We start from the raw sequence: 16,015 nt of genomic DNA, 5'->3' as shown, positions 1-16,015 counted from the left end.
ACGACGACCGACTGCGCCGGGACGTCCCGCCCCACTGGTGAGTGCTGCACCCGGACCGCCGCGTGAAACCGCGACGGTCCGGGCGCGCGCGGAGGTCAGGACTGCGTGCGGGGGCTCACGTCGTTGCGGACGGCCTCGTCGCGGACGAGCCCGCTGGGGACGGCGTCGTTGCGCAGTGCGGGGGTGAGCCGCTGGGCCAGCAGGTCGCGGATCTCCTGCAACACGAGCACGTCCTCGGCGGGGGCGGCGGGCTCGTCCTCGATCCCGGCCCGGCGCCGCTTCGCCAGGTGGTTGAGCGGCAGGACGATGACGAAGTACAGCGCGGCGGCCGTGATGAGCAGCTGCAGCGCGGCGTCGGCGATGAGGCCGAACTTGTACTCCCCGCCGAGGAGCTTGTACTCCCACAGGCCGCTCAGGTCCGTCCCGCCGAAGATCGAGCCGATGAGCGGGCCGATGAACCCCTCGACGAGCGACGTGACGAACGAGTTGAACGCGGCGCCGATGACCACGGCGACGGCGAGCTCGACGGCGTTGCCGCGCGCGACGAAGTCCTTGAATCCGGTCAGCACACTCTTCATGACGCCTCCTGTGGGGGGAACTGGGCGCGGGGATCATCCCACGATGACCGGGCTCAGTGAGGCCCATGAGGCGGCGCCGGCGAGGGCCGCCGCGTCATCGGCGGAGACGGCGAGCAACACCGGGCCAGATTCCTGCCCGCCCGGGTTGGCGCCGAGCGAGAGCGGCCCAGCCTCGGCGCCGCTCGGCGCGTCGACGGGCGCCGCGAGCACGAGCGCCGAGCGAGCCAGGTAGCGGCCGTCCTGGTCCGCGCCGTCGGCGGCCGCGGCCAGCACGTCGATGCGGGCGCCGGGGGTGAGCAGCGCGGCCACCCCGTCGTCGGCGAAGCGGACCGGCGCGACCACCGTGCCAGGCGGGCCGGCGATGACCTCGGCCGCCACGATGCCGTCGACCAGCGGCAGGCCAGCGGGCGCGGGGACGGCGAGCGTGCGCCCCACGAGGTCGTCGGCGACGGGGAGGCTCCCGTCCGGCGCGGAGCCGGTCAGGTGCGGTGAGGTGCGCAGGTCGGCGGCGGTGAGCACGGAGCCAGCGGGCAGCGCGTGCGCGGCGACGACCACCGGGATGGTGGCTGCCGGAGCGGGTCTGAGCTGCCCGACGGCCACAGCCGCCGCGGCGCCGACGAGGAGGGCGGCGAGCGGCAGGCGCGGCCGCCACATCAGGACGCGCGCGCGCCGTCGGGCCGACCGGGAGGCCCGTGGCGTGGGTGGGCGGGACATGACCATGCCCGGACGCTAGGCGCGGCGCGAGGACGTCGAGGGGCCAGCGCGGGTTCCCGCGGGAATCCCCTCCAGCCGATGGGCTGTGGGCGGATCAGCGCGGCAGTGCGGCAGTGCCGCAGTGCTCAGCTCGCGGCGGCAGGCTTCGCGGCAGCGGGCTTCGAGGAGGAGGCCGACGATCCGGTCGACGACGACCCGCTCGAGGCCGAGCCACTCGACGACGTGCCGGCCGAGGATGCCGCCGTTGAGCCGCTCGACGAGGCGGACGAGCCCGAGTCGCCCGACGAGGAGCCGCCCGACGACGAGGAGCCCGACGTCGACGGCACACTCGCCGACGAGGACGACTTCGTGTTCCGGGAGTCGTTGCGGTAGAAGCCGGAGCCCTTGAACACCACGCCGACGGCGGAGAACACCTTGCGGAGCCGCCCCTCGCACTCCGGGCAGACCGTCAGCGTGTCGTCGCTGAAGGACTGCTGGATGTCGAAGGCGTGGCCGCACTCCGTGCAGGCGTAGGCGTAGGTGGGCACTGTCTCTCCCCGGTCGAGCGACGTGCCGGCCACAGATCCGCGGCTGGCACTCTCCAAGTTCGAGTGCCAATCTTACGCGGACGCGAGGGCAGGTCGGCGCCTGTGCTCACCGGCTACCCTCGCAACGTGCCCCGTCGCCGTGTTCGCCGCCTCGTCCTCGCCGCCGTCGCAACGGTCATCGTGCTCACGCTTGTCGGCACTGTCGTCGTGACCACAGTGCTCGTGCGCCGCCCGCTCCCGCAGGTGTCGGGCGAGGTCGAGCTGTCGGGCCTGGACGCCGCCGTGACGGTGACGCGCGACGCGCAGGGGATCCCGCACATCACCGCGGAGACGTCCGCGGACCTGTTCCGCGCCCAGGGCTTCGTGCACGCGCAGGACCGATTCTTCGAGATGGACTACCGCCGGCACGTCACGGCGGGCCGGCTGTCGGAGCTCGTCGGCGCCGACGAGCAGGCCCTGGACGCCGACAAGGTGATCCGCACGCTCGGCTGGCGCAAGGTCGCCGAGCAGGAATGGGACCTGCTCTCGGAGTCGACGCAGGAGCACATGCAGGCATACGCCGACGGCGTGAACGCCTACCTCGCGGATCGCGAGCCCGGCGAGATCGCCGTCGAGTACACGATCCTCGGGATGCGCGTCGACGTCGCCGACCCGGAGCCGTGGACGCCGGTGGACTCCCTCGCGTGGCTCAAGGCGATGGCCTGGGACCTGCGGTCCAACTACGACGAGGAGATCGCGCGGGCAACGACCTACGCCGCCGTGGGCGACGTCGCGCGCGTCGAGGAGCTGTTCCCGGCCTATCCCGAGGAGTCCAACCTCCCGATCCTCGACGCCTCCACCGCACAGCAGGTCAGCGCGGTGGTCGAGGGCTCTGACCTCGACCTGGCCGACTCCGAGCTGCAGGACGCGCTGGCCGCCGCCGACGCCGCGCTCGCCGCGGTGCCCCGCCTGCTCGCCGACGGCGAGGGCACCGGCTCGAACTCGTGGGTCGTCGCGGGCGACCACACCGCCTCCGGCAACCCGATCCTGGCCAACGACCCGCACTTGGGGATCTCCGCGCCGGGCATCTGGTCGCAGATCTCCCTGACCTGCGCGAAGGTGTCGGAGGAGTGCCCCTTCGACGTGTCCGGGTTCTCGTTCGCGGGCTTCCCCGGCGTCGTCATCGGCCACAACGCCCAACTCGCCTGGGGCCTGACCAACATGGCGGCGGACGTCACCGACTTCTTCCTGGAGCGGGTGGTCGAGCGGACCACGCTGCTCGACGGCGAGCGCGTGCCCATGGACATCCGCATCGAGACGATCAAGGTCAACGGCGGAGATGACGTCGACCTGGCGGTGCGCGAGACGGTGCACGGCCCGATCGTCTCCGACGTGCTCAACCTCGGCGAGGCCCACCAGGCGCCGGTCGCCGAGGAGACGCCGTGGGGCGAGTACGAGGTGGCGCTCCGCTGGACGGCCCTGGAGCCGTCCGTCACGGCGGACGCCCTGTTCGCGCTGAACGTCGCCGAGGACGCCGAGGACGTCGCCGCCGCCGCGGCCCAGTTCGCGGCGCCCGCGCAGAACATCGTCTTCGCGACTGTCGACGGCCACATCGGCTACCAGGCGCCCGGCCTGATCCCGGTGCGCAACGACGTCGCCGGGGCCAGCCTGCCGTCCGACGGCTCGTGGCCGCGGCCAGGCTGGGACAGCGCCTACGACTGGCAGGGCTACCTGCCCGCCGAGGAGCTGCCCGCTGCCCTCGACCCCGTCGAGGGGTACATCGTGGCCGCGAACCAGGCGGTGACGGCTTTCGACGCCGGCCCGTTCATGACGAACGACTTCGACTACGGCTACCGCTCCCAGGCCATCCGCGACCGCCTCGTGGCCCAGATCGAGGCGGGCCAGAAGATCGACGTGGCCAGCACCGAGGAGCTGCAGCTCGACGACCTCAACCCCTTCGCGCAGGCCCTGATGCCCGCGCTGCTGGCGGTGCAGATCGACGACGAGTGGGACGACGACGGCCAGGAGCTGCTGCGCAGCTGGGACCTGCGCTCGGATGCCGACTCGGCGGCGGCGGCGTACTTCGCGGCGGTGTGGTCGACGCTGCTCGAGCTGACGTTCTGGGACGACCTGCCCGACGGGTTCGAGCCGAGCGGCGGCTCACGCTGGCTGACGGTGGTCGCGGGGATGCTCGACGACCCGCAGTCGGCGTGGTGGGACGACCGGACCACTGTGGGCATCGTGGAGGGGCGCGACGAGATCCTCACCCGGGCGCTCGTCACGGCGCGCAGCGAGCTCACCGTGGCGATGGGGCGTGACGCGAGCGACTGGACGTGGGGCAGGCTGCACGCTGCGGCGCCGACGCATGCGCTGCTCGGCGGGCCCACGATGCCGGCGATCGTGCGCCGCCTGGTGAACCCCGGGGCGGTGCCGGTGGGCGGCGGCTCCTCGATCGTCAACGCGACGTCCTGGGATGCGGCGTCGGACTCCTTCGAGGTGGGCGCGGCGCCGTCGATGCGCATGGTCGTGGACCTCGGCGACCTGGACTCCAGCACCTGGGTCACGCTCACCGGGGCGTCTGGCCACCCGGCCAGCCCGCACTACGCCGACCAGCTCGGCGCCTGGGCGGAGGGGTCGAGCTACCCGTGGCCGTTCACGGCTGAGGCTGCCGACCAGGCGGCCGAGGACCGGCTCACCCTGAGGCCCGCCCGCGCCAACAGCTGATCCCGGGTCAGCCCATCCGGTCGTCACCGGGGCGCAGCGACCGCCAGCCCTCGGGGGTGGCCACGGCGTCCACGGTGCGGTCGTGCCGCTGCCGGGGCAGCGGCCGCGTCCCGGCGTCGTACACCTCTTCGGGGTAGACCAGCGCGATGACCCGGACCCCGGGGCGGGCGTGCAGCAGCGCACGGTCGTACCAGCCGCCGCCCTGCCCGAGCCGGGTGCCCGCGGTGTCGACCGCGAGGGCGGGGGCGACGATGACGTCCGCCTCGGCGATGGCCTCCGGGCCGAGCGGAGGGGTGCTCGGCTCGGGCGGCCTGCCGGGCGCGCGCTGGCGCAGGTCCTCGGCTCCGGCGTACTCGGCCCAGTCGCGTTGCAGCCCCGCGCCGAGCACCGGCAGCAGCACGCGGACGCCCCGTGGGGCGAGGCGCTCCAGCAGGGGGCCGGTGCCGGGCTCCGTGGGTCGCGCGGCGTACCCCGACACGCGGCGGGCCTCGGCGATCTCGGGGACGGTCTCCCCCACGGAGGCCAGTGCGGGCCCCGCCTCGAGGCGGCGGCGGCTTGAGCGAGCCGTCCTGGACGCCCTGATTGACCTGCGCAGATAGTCCTTGAGGTCCTCGACCTCCAAGCCCTCGGAGGCGGTGGGATAGGGCTGTGCAGCGCTGCGCATGTGGACCATTCTCGCAAAGGTGACCTGGGACCTCTGGCACGTGTGTCCTAACTCTCACGGACATTTCACATCTACGGGAGAAGTGTGACGAATCTCGCGCGCCGGGATCGCCGACCGACGCTAGCGTGATCTGGCATGACACTCCACAAAGCGGTCATCCCCGCAGCGGGTCTCGGCACCCGTTTCCTGCCCGCCACCAAGTCGACGCCCAAGGAGATGCTCCCGGTCGTCGACAAGCCAGCCATCCAGTACGTCGTCGAGGAGGCCGCGGCTGCGGGCCTCGACGACGTCCTCCTCATCATCGGTCGCAACAAGGGCTCCATCGAGGACCACTTCGACTCGGCCCCCGAGGTCGAGCGCGCCCTGGAGGCCAAGGGCGACCCCGCGCGGCTCGACGCGGTGAGGCGCTCGAGCGAGCTCGCCCACGTGCACTTCGTGCGGCAGGGCCAGCCGAAGGGCCTGGGGCACGCGGTGCTGCAGGCCAAGCACCACGTCGGCGACGAGCCGTTCGCGGTGCTGCTCGGCGACGACCTGATCGACGAGCGGGACCCGCTGCTGCCGACGATGATCGCGCTCCAGGAGCGCACCGGCGGCTCGGTGGTGGCGTTGCTGGAGGTCGAGCCCAGCCAGATCTCGCTGTACGGCGCCGCGGCGGTCGAGGAGCTGGCGGACGGCCCCGCCGACCAGGTGCGCGTGACCGGGCTCGTGGAGAAGCCCGCCGCGGAGGACGCGCCGAGCAACCTCGCGGTGATCGGGCGCTACGTGCTGAACCCGGCCGTCTTCGAGGTGCTGGAGAACACCGCGCCGGGCCGTGGCGGCGAGATCCAGCTCACCGACGCCCTGGCCACCCTCGCGGACCTGCCGGCCGAGCAGGGCGGCGGGGTGTACGGCGTCGTGTTCCGCGGGCGCCGGTACGACACGGGCGACCGGCTCGACTACCTCAAGGCCGTGGTGCGCCTGGCCGCTGACCGCGAGGACCTGGGCCCGGACTTCCGCGAGTGGCTGGTGGGCTTCACCCCGACGCTCGAGGCCTGAGCCGCGCCGACGGCGGTCCGGGTCCGTCCCGTGGCCGCCGTCGGGGCAGAATGCGCAGATGAGATCCGTCCAGGACCACCTGGCGGCGGTGCTGGGCGCAGTCGGCCCGGTCGCCCCGCTCGACGTCGTCCTCGCCGACGCCGTCGGCTGCATCCTCGCCACCGACATCACCGTCGGCCTCGACGTGCCGCCGGCGCCCGTGGCGGCCCGCGACGGGTACGCCGTGGCCGCCTACGACACCGCGGACGCGGGGCCCACCAGCACCCGGACGCTGCCGGTGGCCCATGACGTCATGGTCGGGGCGGAGGGCCTGCTGCGGCTGGCGCCCGGCCAGGCGGTGCGCATCGCGTCCGGCGCCCGGCTGCCGCCGGGCGCCGACGCGGTGGTCCCGGTGGAGGAGACCGACCCGGGCACGGCCCGGGTCGCGTTGCAGCGGCCGGCCGTCCCCGGGCAGCACGTGCGGCTGCCGGGCTCGGACGCCCGCGCGGGCGATGTGGTCCTCGCGGCGGGCGCCCGGCTCGGGGCCCGTCAGCTCGCCCTGGCGGCGACGCTCGGGCATGGGCGGATCCGGGTGCACCCGACGCCGCGCGTGGTGATCGTCTCGGTGGGCGACGAGCTCGTCGAGCCGGGTTCCCCGCGCCGCGAGGGCCGCGTGTACGAGGCCGATGGGCACGCGCTGGAGACCGCGGTGCGCGACGCGGGCGCCTCCGCCCGACGGGTCGGCATCGTCTCGGACGACAGGGCGACGCTGCGCGAGGCGCTGGAGGACCAACTGGTCCGCGCCGACCTGATCCTCACCACCGGCGGGCTGAGCGAGTACGCGAACGACACCGTCAAGGACGTGCTGGCCCCGCTGGGCACCGTCCGGTTCGACCATGTCGCCATGTCGCCCGGCCACCGGCACGGCTTCGGCACCGTCGCCGGGCTGGGCGGGGACGGCGCCGTGCCGATCTTCGCGTTGCAGGGCCACCCCGTGGCGGCCCAGGTGTCCTTCGAGGTGTTCGTGCGCCCGGCGCTGCGGGCCATGGCGGGGCACGCGGACCTGTTCCGCCCGTCCGTGACCGCCGAGGCCACCGTCGGGTGGGCCTCCCCGCCCGGGCTGCGGCAGTTCGTGCCGGCGCTCGTCGTCGGGTCGCCGGACGAGGGCTACGAGGTCACCCCGGTGGGCGACCCGGGCGTGCCGTCCGTCACCGCGCTGTCCCGGGCCAACGCGCTCGCGGTGGTGGGCGAGCAGGACGCCGTCGTGCACCCGGGCCAGCGGGTGCACTGCCTGGTGCTGGAGGGCTGATGGCGCCGGGCTGGCCCGTGGTGCTCACCGACGGCGACGTGCGGCTGCGGCCGTTGCGCAGGCGTGACGGGAACGCGTGGATGGCCTTGCGCGCGCAGAACACCGCGTGGCTCGAGCCGTGGGACGCCACGTCGCCCGTGCCAGTGCGCGGGCCCCGGCCCTCGTTCGGGGAGTTCGTGCGGTCGCTCAACAGGCAGGCCCGCTCAGGCGCGGCGCTCCCGTTCGCCGTCGACCACCAGGGGCGGCTCGTCGGGCAGCTCACCGTCGCCGGGATCACGTACGGCTCGCTGCGCTCGGCGTCCATCGGGTACTGGGTGTCACGGCACGTCGCCGGCCGGGGCATCATCCCCACGGCCGTGGCGATGGCGAGCGACCACTGCTTCGGGGCGCTCGGGCTGCACCGGGTGGAGGTCAACATCCGCCCCGAGAACGGGCCGTCGCTGCGCGTCGTCGAGAAGCTCGGCTTCCGGGACGAGGGCGTCCGCGAGCGCTACCTGCACATCGGCGACGAGTGGTGCGACCACCGGACATTCGCCCTGACCGTCGAGGAGCTGCCGCCGGGCGGCCTGCTCGCGCGGTGGCGCGCGCGACGCTGAGAACTGCTCATACCCGGGCGCGTCGGCGTGTGGGCGGAGGGGGAGCGCGACACGCCGAGGGCGATCCCCGGGTGGTGACGGGCCTGCCCCTACCGTCATGACGTGGACACTCCTGCCGGCCTCGTCACCCTCGCGGTGGTCGGCCTGTGGGGCGCGTACCTGATGCCGCACCGGCTGCGGCATCGCCAACAGCTCCTCGAGGCGCGGATCGACGACCGCCACTCGGGTGCGCTGCGGGTGCTCGCCGTCGCGGACCGGCCTCGTCGCCGGAGCCCGCGCAGGGAGCGCTCGACGCCTATCCTGCTCACTGCCTCGGCTGACTGCTCGACGGTCGCCGAACAGCGGGTCAAGTTGCTCACCCCGGGTCGGGGGATCCCGCTCGGGGCGTCCGGCGGTGCGAACGGAGGCATGGCCGTGGATCGACCTCACGGGACTCAGGACAGGATCAGCGCCGACGCTGCCCGTCGTGCCGCGCAGCAGCGTGCCGCGCACGCGGCCGCCGTCGCCCGACGGGGCGCCGCCGCACGCCGCAGGGCCGTGCTCGCGCTGGCGCTGCTGGTGGCGAGCATCGCGGGCTGGACGGTCGCGGGACTCACGACTGTCACGCTGCTGGCCGGCGCCGCGCCCACGGTGCTGCTCGGATCCGTGCTGGTGCTGGGCCGCCGCGCCGTGGTCTCGGGCCACGCCGCCGACGCGGAGTGGGAGCGCCGGCTGCAGGAGCACGCGCTGCCCCCGGCGCGGGCCACCGCGCAGTCGCCTGCGGTCACCGGGCGTGCGGTGCGGCCCTCGGACGCGCACACCGAGGTGTTCGCCCGCATCATCGACAACGTCGAGGGGCCCGCCAGCGTCCCCGGCGCAGTCGCCGCGGCCACGCCCAGCGCGGCGAGCGGGACCATCCCCGTGGTGCGCCGCAGCTCCCGCGTGGACCCCAGCGCCGCCGAGCAGGACGAGGACGCCTGGTCGCCGGTTCCGGTGCCTCGCCCCACGTACACGCTCAAGGCCTCGGCTCCGCGCCGGGAGCCCGCGCCGCTCGGCGAGGTCGAGGGCTCCACCGCTGCGGCGCAGCCCGTCGCAGGCGCTGACCTGCGGGGCTCCACCCTCGACGCCGACGGCGTGAGCCGCACGGCCGCAGCCGAGGCCGACGGTGGCCGCACGCCCATCGAGCAGCCCGCGACCACCACGGGGTCGATGAACCTCGACGAGATCCTCGCGCGTCGACGGGCTGCGGGGGAGTAGCGGCGAGTTCGCGATGCACCCCGCTCGGGTGCTAATGTTTGAGCCGCTCAAGGGGCTGTGGCGCAGTTGGTAGCGCGTCTCGTTCGCAATGAGAAGGTCAGGGGTTCGAATCCCCTCAGCTCCACCACGAAGTTCGACGACAACCCTGTCCGCCATGATGGCGGGCAGGGTTGAGTCGTCTCTGGGGTCGCTCGCCCGTCGCTCGCCCGTCGGTCGCGCGAAAACGCACATCAGCCACCCTTTCTCTCTGCGCGTCGCGATGCGAGGATGGCGCCCTGCGGCGCCCGTCGCCGCACCGACGAGAGGGGCACCGTGCAGCCTGAGGCCATCGAGCTCATCCCGCAGCCGCTCCGGATCGAGCCGCTCGACGACGAGCCGTTCGTGCTCGGGCCCCGGCTCGTCGTCCTGGTGGGCGACAGCCCTGACGAGGTCTCCGTGGGGGTCCTGGCCGCCGATCTGCTCGGCCGGCTGACCCATCGGGCGGTCGAGGTGCGCGGGCACGGCGGGGCGGTGCGCGGCGAGGACGTCCTCGTGCTGCGCGTCACGCCGGACGCGGCGGTCCCCGCGCATGAGAGCACCCCGGCGCCCGACCGGGCGGCCACCACCGCGCAGAGCTACCGGCTGGAGGCCGGGCCGGGCCGGGCGCAAGTCTCGGCGCCCACCACGGCCGGGCTGCTCGCCGGCTTCCTGACCTTCCAGCAGCTGCTGCGCCCCGGGCCGGACGGGTACCTGCGCGCGCGGGCGGTGCAGGTGGAGGACGTGCCGCGCTACCGCTGGCGCGGACTCTCCCTCGACCTCGCGCGGAGCTTCTTCCCGCCCGACGAGATCAAGGTCGTCATCTCGTTGATGGCCCACTACAAGCTCAACATGCTGCACCTGCACCTCACGGACGACCAGGCGTGGCGCCTGGAGACGCCGTCGCGGCCCCGCCTCGTGGACGAGGCGGCGGTGGGCGCGGTGACCGGTGGGCGCGGCGGGCATCTGACGATCGCGGACCTGCGCGACCTGACCAGCTACGCCTGGGCGCGGGGCGTGACGCTGGTGCCCGAGATCGACCTGCCCGGCCACGTCAACGCCGCGCTGCGCGCCTACCCGGAGCTCAACCCGTCCGGCGAGGCGCCGCCACGGCATGCGGGCCTCGAGGTCGGCTTCAGCCGCCTGACCGCCGCCCTCCCGGCGACCCAGGGCTTCGTCGAGGACGTGCTGAACGACGTCGCGCGACTCACGGCGGGGCCCTACGTGCACCTGGGTGGTGACGAGGTGCTCACGATGGAGGGCGCCGAGTACACCGAGTTGATCGCCGCCGCGGCCAAGGTCGTCCAGGAGGCGGGGAAGACGGTGGTCGGCTGGCAGGAGGTCGCCGGCGTCCCGCTCGCACCGGGAGCCGTGGTGCAGCTGTGGGACACGCGGCCCGACCTGCAGGCGGTGCGCGAGGCGGTGGAGTCCGGCGCCCGGCTGCTGATGTCCCCGGGGGCCCGCGTCTACCTGGACATGAAGTACGACGCGTCCACCGAGCTGGGCCTGGAGTGGGCCGGGCACATCGAGCTGCGTGACGCCTACGACTGGGAGCCGTCCGCCCTCGTCGAGGGGGTCGCCGCCGATGCGGTCATCGGGGTCGAGGCAGCCGTGTGGAGTGAGACGCTGCATGACCTGGACTCGTTGCTGCGCATGCTGCTGCCGCGGTTGGCCGCTGTGGCGGAGGTCGCCTGGACCGTTCCCGAGCACCGCTCCTGGGAGGGGTTCCGCGCGCGGGTGGCCCGCCAGCCGGTGTTCTGGGATCGGGCTGGATTCGCCTGGCACCGGTCCCCGCAGGTCGACTGGACCCTGTGATCCCGGGCTAGGCCGTCAGATCCAGCCCGTCAGATCCAGCTCGTCAGCCACATGTGCATGTGCCAGAAGTCGTAGGGGATGACCCATGCGGTCCAGATCGGGTAGAAGAACGCGCTCACTGCCACGATCAGGGCCACGAAGGCTGCCGCCCAGCCGATCGCCTGCCGCCGGGCCCGTCGATCGCCGTCCGGCGGCCCGACCACGAGGCCGAGCACGTAGACCAGGGTGAGCACCACCCACGGCACGAACGCCACCGAGTAGAACGTGAAGATGGTGCGCTCGGCGTACACGAACCAGGGGAGCCAGCCGGCGGCGATGCCGGACAGCACCGCGCCCGCGCGCCAGTCGCGCTGCCACACGAGCCACACCAGCGCGACGATGATCGCCGCGGCGCCCGCCCACCACAGCAGCGGGTTGCCGAGCGACGTGATCGCCTGCGCGCACGCGTCGGCGCCGCAGGCCTCGCGCGCGGCGTCGCCCGACAGCGAGGAGACCTCACTCGGGTACCAGTAGGACGTGGGCCGCCACTGCACGATCCAGCCCAGCGGGTGCGCGGAGTAGGTGTGCTCCGACGTCAGCCCCCGGTGGAACCCCCACATGTCCTGGTGGTACTTCCACAGCGAGCGCAGCGCGTCGGGCAGCCACTGGACGCCCTGCTCCGGGTTCTCGACGGCCCATTGGCGCAGGTAGGCCTGCGGGGTGCGGAACCAGGACGCCCACGAGGCCACGTACGTGACGGCCGCGATCCCCACCATGCCGATGCCCGCCGGGACGGCGTCCCGCACGAACGTGGCCAGGGGCCAGTTCCGGACGCCTGCCGCGCGCCGGGCCGTGGCGTCCCACGCGACGCTCATCAGCCCGAAGACCGCCAGGAAGTAGAGCCCCGACCACTTGGTGCCGATGCACAGGCCCAGCAGGACCGCTGCGGCGAGCCGCCACCATCGGACGCCGAGCCGTGGCCCCCAGCCGAGCGTGCCGCCCGCGTCGAGGATCACCGCTGTGCGGTCCGCGAGGCGCCGTCTGGCCTGCTCGCGGTCGAGGATCAGCGCCCCGAACGCGGCCAGCGCGAAGAACATCACGAAGCCGTCCAGCAGGCTGATGCGGGAGCCCACGATCGCGGCGCCGTCGACGGCGAGCAGCAGCCCCGCCGTGACCCCGAGCGCATTCGAGGCGAACAGCCGCCGGGCGATGCGCACCATCAGCAGCACGCTCAGCGTGCCGACGATCGCGGCCGCGAGCCGCCAGGCCGCCGAGCTGCCGGCGCCGCCGCCGAGCTCAATGCCCCACCCGATGAGCCACTTGCCCACCGGAGGGTGCACCACATACGACGGGTCGACGCCGAGCATGCTCGTGTCGCCCGCCTCGAACGACGGGTTCGGCTCCTCGCCCCACTGGGCCTCGTAGCCCTGGGTCAGCAGCGAGAACGCGTCCTTGACGTAGTAGGTCTCGTCGAAGACCAGGCTGTGCGGGGTGCCGAGCCGCACGAACCGGAGCACTGCGGCGAGCGCGGTGACGGCCAGGGCCCACAGCCAGCCGGTCAGCCGGGCGCGCGGGGTCGCGTCGAGCAGCAGCGTGCGCTCGCCGAGCAGCCTGCGCCGGAGGCGCTCGACGGTGGGGAGCGGTGGCTCCTCGTCGGCGGGGGGCTCGTCCCGGGGGCAGTCGTCCGTCGGCGGCCAGGGCGGCGGGCCCGCGTCGTGGCCGGGCGGCTCGTCGATGGCGCTGGGGTGCGCCGCGTCGACCTCGACAGCAGTGGGAACGCCCGCGGGGCCGAGCGGCGCGCTGCCGTCCTGGCGGGGGGCGTCATCCTCGGGTGTACGCGGCACGCGGGTCATGTTAGGCGGGCGACGGGCCCGCGGACAGTGCCTCGGGGTTATACCCATTCCACCAGGACGGTGCCGCCCCCGGCGACCACCTCCAACAGGTCCCCGGCCCGCTCAGCCTCGTTGTGCTCGTGGTAGCTGACCACGCGCCCGCCGATCACCACGCCCACCCCTGCCTCGCCGGACCCCGTCCAGCGGCCGGTGACCGGACGCCTCGTGCTCGCCGCGACGCCCATCGGCGACGTGGAGGACGCGTCGTTGCGCCTGCGCCGGCTGCTCGCCGAGGCCGATGTGGTCGCCGCGGAGGACACCCGAAGGCTGCGAGGGCTCGCGTCCCGGATGGGCGTGGTGATCGGCGGGCGCGTGGTCAGCTACCACGAGCACAACGAGGCTGAGCGGGCCGGGGACCTGTTGGAGGTGGTCGCCGGGGGCGGCACCGTCCTGGTGGTCACCGACGCGGGCATGCCCGCCGTCTCCGACCCGGGGTTCCGTGTGGTGGAGGCCGCTGTCACGGCGGGGCTGCCTGTGACGGCCGCGCCCGGCCCCAGCGCCGTGCTCACCGCGCTGGCGCTCTCCGGGCTGCCGACCGATCGGTTCTGCTTCGAGGGGTTCCCGCCCCGCAAGCCCGGCGAGCGCGCGCGGGCGCTGGCCGGGCTCGCCACCGAGCGGCGCACGCTCATCTTCTTCGAGGCGCCGCACCGGTTGGCGGACACCCTCGCGGCGATGTCCGAGGCCTTCGGCGCCGATCGGCCCGCCGCGGTGTGCCGCGAGCTGACCAAGACGTACGAGGAGGTCCGCCGGGGCCCGCTCGGCGACCTTCTCGCGTGGGCGCTGGCCGGTGACGTGCGCGGCGAGATCGCGATCGTGGTGGGCGGGGACGTCGGCCGGGCGGCGGTGTCCACGGCGGACCTGGTCGCGGAGGTGCTGGCCCGGGCCGACGCCGGGGAGCGGCTCAAGGACGCGGTGTCCGAGGTGGCCGAGGCGGCGCAGGTGCCCAAGCGCGACCTCTACGCCGCGGCCCTCGCCGCCCGCAAGCGCTGACGGCCCTCGCGAGTCGCGGGCCGTTCAGGCGTCCTGGGACGCGACCAGCTCGGCGCCCGCGGCGGCCATCGCCGCACGCGCCTCGAGGCCCTGCTCAGGGCTGACCGGGACGGTGAGGTCGGTGAGCACGCGGGCGCGCAGCCCGAGCGTCAGGGCGTCGAGGGTGGTGGCCTTCACGCAGTGCGACTCGGCGATGCCGACCACGTCGACGTCCGTCACCTGCCCGGCGTCGAGCAGTGCCGCCAGTGAGCGGCCCTCGGCGTCCACCGCCTCGAACCCCGAATAGGCCGCGGCGTACTCGCCCTTCTTGACGCTGGCATCGGGCCGGAGCCCGGCGAGCGCGGGGTGCAGCTCGGCCTCGGCGCTGCCCGCCACGCCGTGCGGCGGCCAGGTGTCGATGAAGTCCGGGGCGTCGCTGAAGTGGGCGCCCGGGTCGATGTGCCAGTCCTGGGTGGTGACGACGAGGTCGTACAGGCCGCGGTTCTCGGCGGCGTAAGCGGCGATCGCCTCGGCCACCGCGTTGCCGCCCTCGACGCCGAGCGCGCCGCCCTCGCAGAACGTGGGCTGCACGTCCACCACCAGGAGCGCGCGGTGCGTGGGCCTGCCGGGGTGGGTGGGGGTGGTGCCAGCCATGGTGTCTCCTGAGGTGGTGCGGTCGCTCGTCCCAGCCTCCCAGGTTCGGCGCGGGGAGTCAGCCCCGCGCCGCGAATGCCCTGGCCGTCGCGCCGCCTGCGGGTCTAGCGTCCTGGCATGGAGTTCCGTCGCATCCCGGGCCTGCCGCCCTACGTGTTCACGATCATCGACTCGCTCAAGCTCGAGGCCCGCCGCGAGGGGCGCGACGTCATCGACCTGGGCTTCGGCAACCCGGACCTGCCCAGCCCGCAGGTCGCCGTGGACAAGCTCGCCGAGGCGGCGGCGAACACCCGCAACCACAGGTACTCCTCGTCACGCGGGCTGCCCAAGCTGCGCCAGGCCGTGGCCGACCTGTACCTGCGGCGGTTCGGCGTCGCGCTGGACCCGGACACCGAGGTGCTGTCGACCATCGGCGCCAAGGAGGGGTTCAGCCACCTCATGTGGGTGCTGCTGCAGCCCGGCGACGCGGCGATCGTGCCGACGCCCAGCTACCCCATCCACATCTGGGGCCCGTACTTCGCGGGCGCCGACGCGCGCCAGGTGCCCATCGGCGACGGGGACGACGGCGCCGGGTACATCGACCGCGTGATGGAGGCGTGGGAGCTGGGCTGGCCCAAGCCGCGCGTGGTGGTCCTGTCCTTCCCGCACAACCCCACGACCACCACCGTCGAGCTCGCGGACCTGCAGCGCCTGGTCGACTGGGCCCGCGAGCGGGACGTGGTGCTGGTGCACGACCTGGCCTACGGCGACATGTGCTTCGACGGGTGGAGCCCCCCGTCGATCCTGCAGTGCGAGGGCGCCAAGGAGGTGGCCGTCGAGCTGTACTCGATGACCAAGTCCTTCTCGATGGCGGGCTGGCGCGTCGCGTTCCTCGTCGGGCGGCCGGATGTGGTCGACGCGCTGGCCAAGCTCAAGAGCTACCTCGACTACGGCACCTTCCAGCCCATCCAGATCGCGGCGACGGTCACGCTCAACGAGGCGGCCGACTACCCGCGCGAGCTCAACAAGGTCTACGAGGCGCGGCGGGACGCGCTCGTCGACGGCCTGAGCCGCATCGGCTGGGAGATCCTCAAGCCCAAGGGCACGATGTTCGCCTGGGCCAAGATCCCCGAGCCGTACGCCGACATGGGCTCGATCGAGTTCGCCCAGCACTTGGTGCGCGAGTGCGACGTCGCGGTCTCGCCGGGCGTCGGCTTCGGCCCGGGCGGCGACGGGCACGTGCGGTTCGCGCTGATCGAGAACGAGCAGCGCATCGCGCAGGCGGTGCGGGGGCTGCGCCGCGGGCTGACCCGGCTCTGACGCTCTGACGCGCGAGCGGCGGGCGGCGACACGGGGCCGACTCGTGAAATG

14 protein-coding genes, 1 tRNA gene and 1 pseudogene are annotated in these 16,015 nt (G+C 73.9%); 10 read left to right on the top strand and 6 right to left on the bottom strand.

Going from position 1 to position 16,015, the window contains the following annotated elements:
• Positions 1 to 95 precede the first annotated feature (95 nt).
• On the bottom strand, positions 96 to 578 hold the full coding sequence (mscL, locus tag BN3788_RS09760; protein ID WP_082812776.1) for a large conductance mechanosensitive channel protein MscL: 483 nt from the start codon (positions 576 to 578) through the stop codon (positions 96 to 98).
• Positions 579 to 611: 33 nt separating this feature from the next.
• Positions 612 to 1,298: an SAF domain-containing protein gene (locus BN3788_RS09755; protein ID WP_082812775.1), complete on the bottom strand. Its 687-nt coding sequence runs from the start codon at positions 1,296 to 1,298 to the stop codon at positions 612 to 614.
• A 72-nt stretch (positions 1,299 to 1,370) separates the two neighbouring features.
• On the opposite strand from BN3788_RS09755, the gene BN3788_RS20110 reads away from it, so the two are divergent.
• A complete protein-coding gene (locus BN3788_RS20110; RefSeq protein ID WP_315969768.1) occupies positions 1,371 to 1,664 on the top strand; it encodes a hypothetical protein in 294 nt (97 codons plus the stop codon).
• A 14-nt stretch (positions 1,665 to 1,678) separates the two neighbouring features.
• On the opposite strand, the pseudogene BN3788_RS20105 reads toward BN3788_RS20110, so the two are convergent.
• A pseudogene (locus BN3788_RS20105) lies at positions 1,679 to 1,819 on the bottom strand (FmdB family zinc ribbon protein); the annotation flags it as partial.
• Positions 1,820 to 1,945: 126 nt separating this feature from the next.
• On the opposite strand from BN3788_RS20105, the gene BN3788_RS09745 reads away from it, so the two are divergent.
• Positions 1,946 to 4,522: a penicillin acylase family protein gene (locus BN3788_RS09745; RefSeq protein WP_066586989.1), complete on the top strand. Its 2,577-nt coding sequence runs from the start codon at positions 1,946 to 1,948 to the stop codon at positions 4,520 to 4,522.
• Between the two features lie 7 nt (positions 4,523 to 4,529).
• Here BN3788_RS09745 and BN3788_RS09740 read toward each other — a convergent pair whose 3' ends face one another.
• Positions 4,530 to 5,186: a 5-formyltetrahydrofolate cyclo-ligase gene (locus tag BN3788_RS09740; RefSeq protein ID WP_066586986.1), complete on the bottom strand. Its 657-nt coding sequence runs from the start codon at positions 5,184 to 5,186 to the stop codon at positions 4,530 to 4,532.
• Positions 5,187 to 5,321: 135 nt separating this feature from the next.
• Here BN3788_RS09740 and galU point away from each other — a divergent pair, with 135 nt between their 5' ends.
• The 6 genes from galU to BN3788_RS09710 all read left to right on the top strand — a co-directional run bounded on the left by galU (position 5,322) and on the right by BN3788_RS09710 (position 11,171).
• Positions 5,322 to 6,221 (top strand): UTP--glucose-1-phosphate uridylyltransferase GalU, encoded by a 900-nt coding sequence (galU, locus tag BN3788_RS09735; RefSeq protein WP_066585120.1) that lies wholly within the window; start codon positions 5,322 to 5,324, stop codon positions 6,219 to 6,221.
• A gap of 58 nt (positions 6,222 to 6,279) precedes the next feature.
• Entirely contained in the window at positions 6,280 to 7,509 is a 1,230-nt protein-coding gene (locus BN3788_RS09730) for a molybdopterin molybdotransferase MoeA (RefSeq protein ID WP_066585111.1), read from the top strand.
• Entirely contained in the window at positions 7,509 to 8,105 is a 597-nt protein-coding gene (locus tag BN3788_RS09725; RefSeq protein ID WP_066585102.1) for a GNAT family N-acetyltransferase, read from the top strand. The genes BN3788_RS09730 and BN3788_RS09725 overlap by 1 nt, the downstream gene beginning before the upstream one ends.
• A 102-nt stretch (positions 8,106 to 8,207) precedes the next feature.
• Complete coding sequence (locus tag BN3788_RS09720) at positions 8,208 to 9,341, top strand: hypothetical protein (RefSeq protein WP_066585100.1); 1,134 nt, start codon at positions 8,208 to 8,210, stop codon at positions 9,339 to 9,341.
• A 51-nt stretch (positions 9,342 to 9,392) separates the two neighbouring features.
• Positions 9,393 to 9,468 (top strand) — tRNA-Ala (locus BN3788_RS09715).
• Positions 9,469 to 9,653: 185 nt separating this feature from the next.
• The gene (locus BN3788_RS09710; RefSeq protein ID WP_234346589.1) at positions 9,654 to 11,171 is read left to right on the top strand and encodes a family 20 glycosylhydrolase; all 1,518 of its coding nucleotides are present in this window, start codon (positions 9,654 to 9,656) and stop codon (positions 11,169 to 11,171) included.
• Positions 11,172 to 11,200: 29 nt separating this feature from the next.
• On the opposite strand, the gene BN3788_RS09705 is transcribed toward BN3788_RS09710, so the two are convergent.
• The gene (locus BN3788_RS09705; RefSeq protein WP_082812774.1) at positions 11,201 to 13,003 is read right to left on the bottom strand and encodes a dolichyl-phosphate-mannose--protein mannosyltransferase; all 1,803 of its coding nucleotides are present in this window, start codon (positions 13,001 to 13,003) and stop codon (positions 11,201 to 11,203) included.
• A 189-nt stretch (positions 13,004 to 13,192) separates the two neighbouring features.
• Between BN3788_RS09705 and rsmI the strand changes: the two genes are divergently transcribed.
• Entirely contained in the window at positions 13,193 to 14,032 is an 840-nt protein-coding gene (gene rsmI / locus BN3788_RS09700; RefSeq protein WP_108723825.1) for a 16S rRNA (cytidine(1402)-2'-O)-methyltransferase, read from the top strand.
• Positions 14,033 to 14,056: 24 nt separating this feature from the next.
• Here the strand turns inward: rsmI and BN3788_RS09695 are convergent, their stop codons facing one another.
• Entirely contained in the window at positions 14,057 to 14,665 is a 609-nt protein-coding gene (locus BN3788_RS09695; RefSeq protein WP_066585094.1) for an isochorismatase family protein, read from the bottom strand.
• Between the two features lie 117 nt (positions 14,666 to 14,782).
• Here BN3788_RS09695 and BN3788_RS09690 point away from each other — a divergent pair, with 117 nt between their 5' ends.
• Positions 14,783 to 15,964, top strand: a complete 1,182-nt coding sequence (locus BN3788_RS09690; RefSeq protein WP_066585092.1) for an aminotransferase class I/II-fold pyridoxal phosphate-dependent enzyme — start codon at positions 14,783 to 14,785, stop codon at positions 15,962 to 15,964.
• Positions 15,965 to 16,015: the final 51 nt, after the last annotated feature.

Source organism: Cellulomonas timonensis, from assembly GCF_900046455.1.
GTDB lineage: Bacteria > Actinomycetota > Actinomycetes > Actinomycetales > Cellulomonadaceae > Cellulomonas_A > Cellulomonas_A timonensis.
This window is presented reverse-complemented; position numbering and strand designations above follow the sequence as displayed.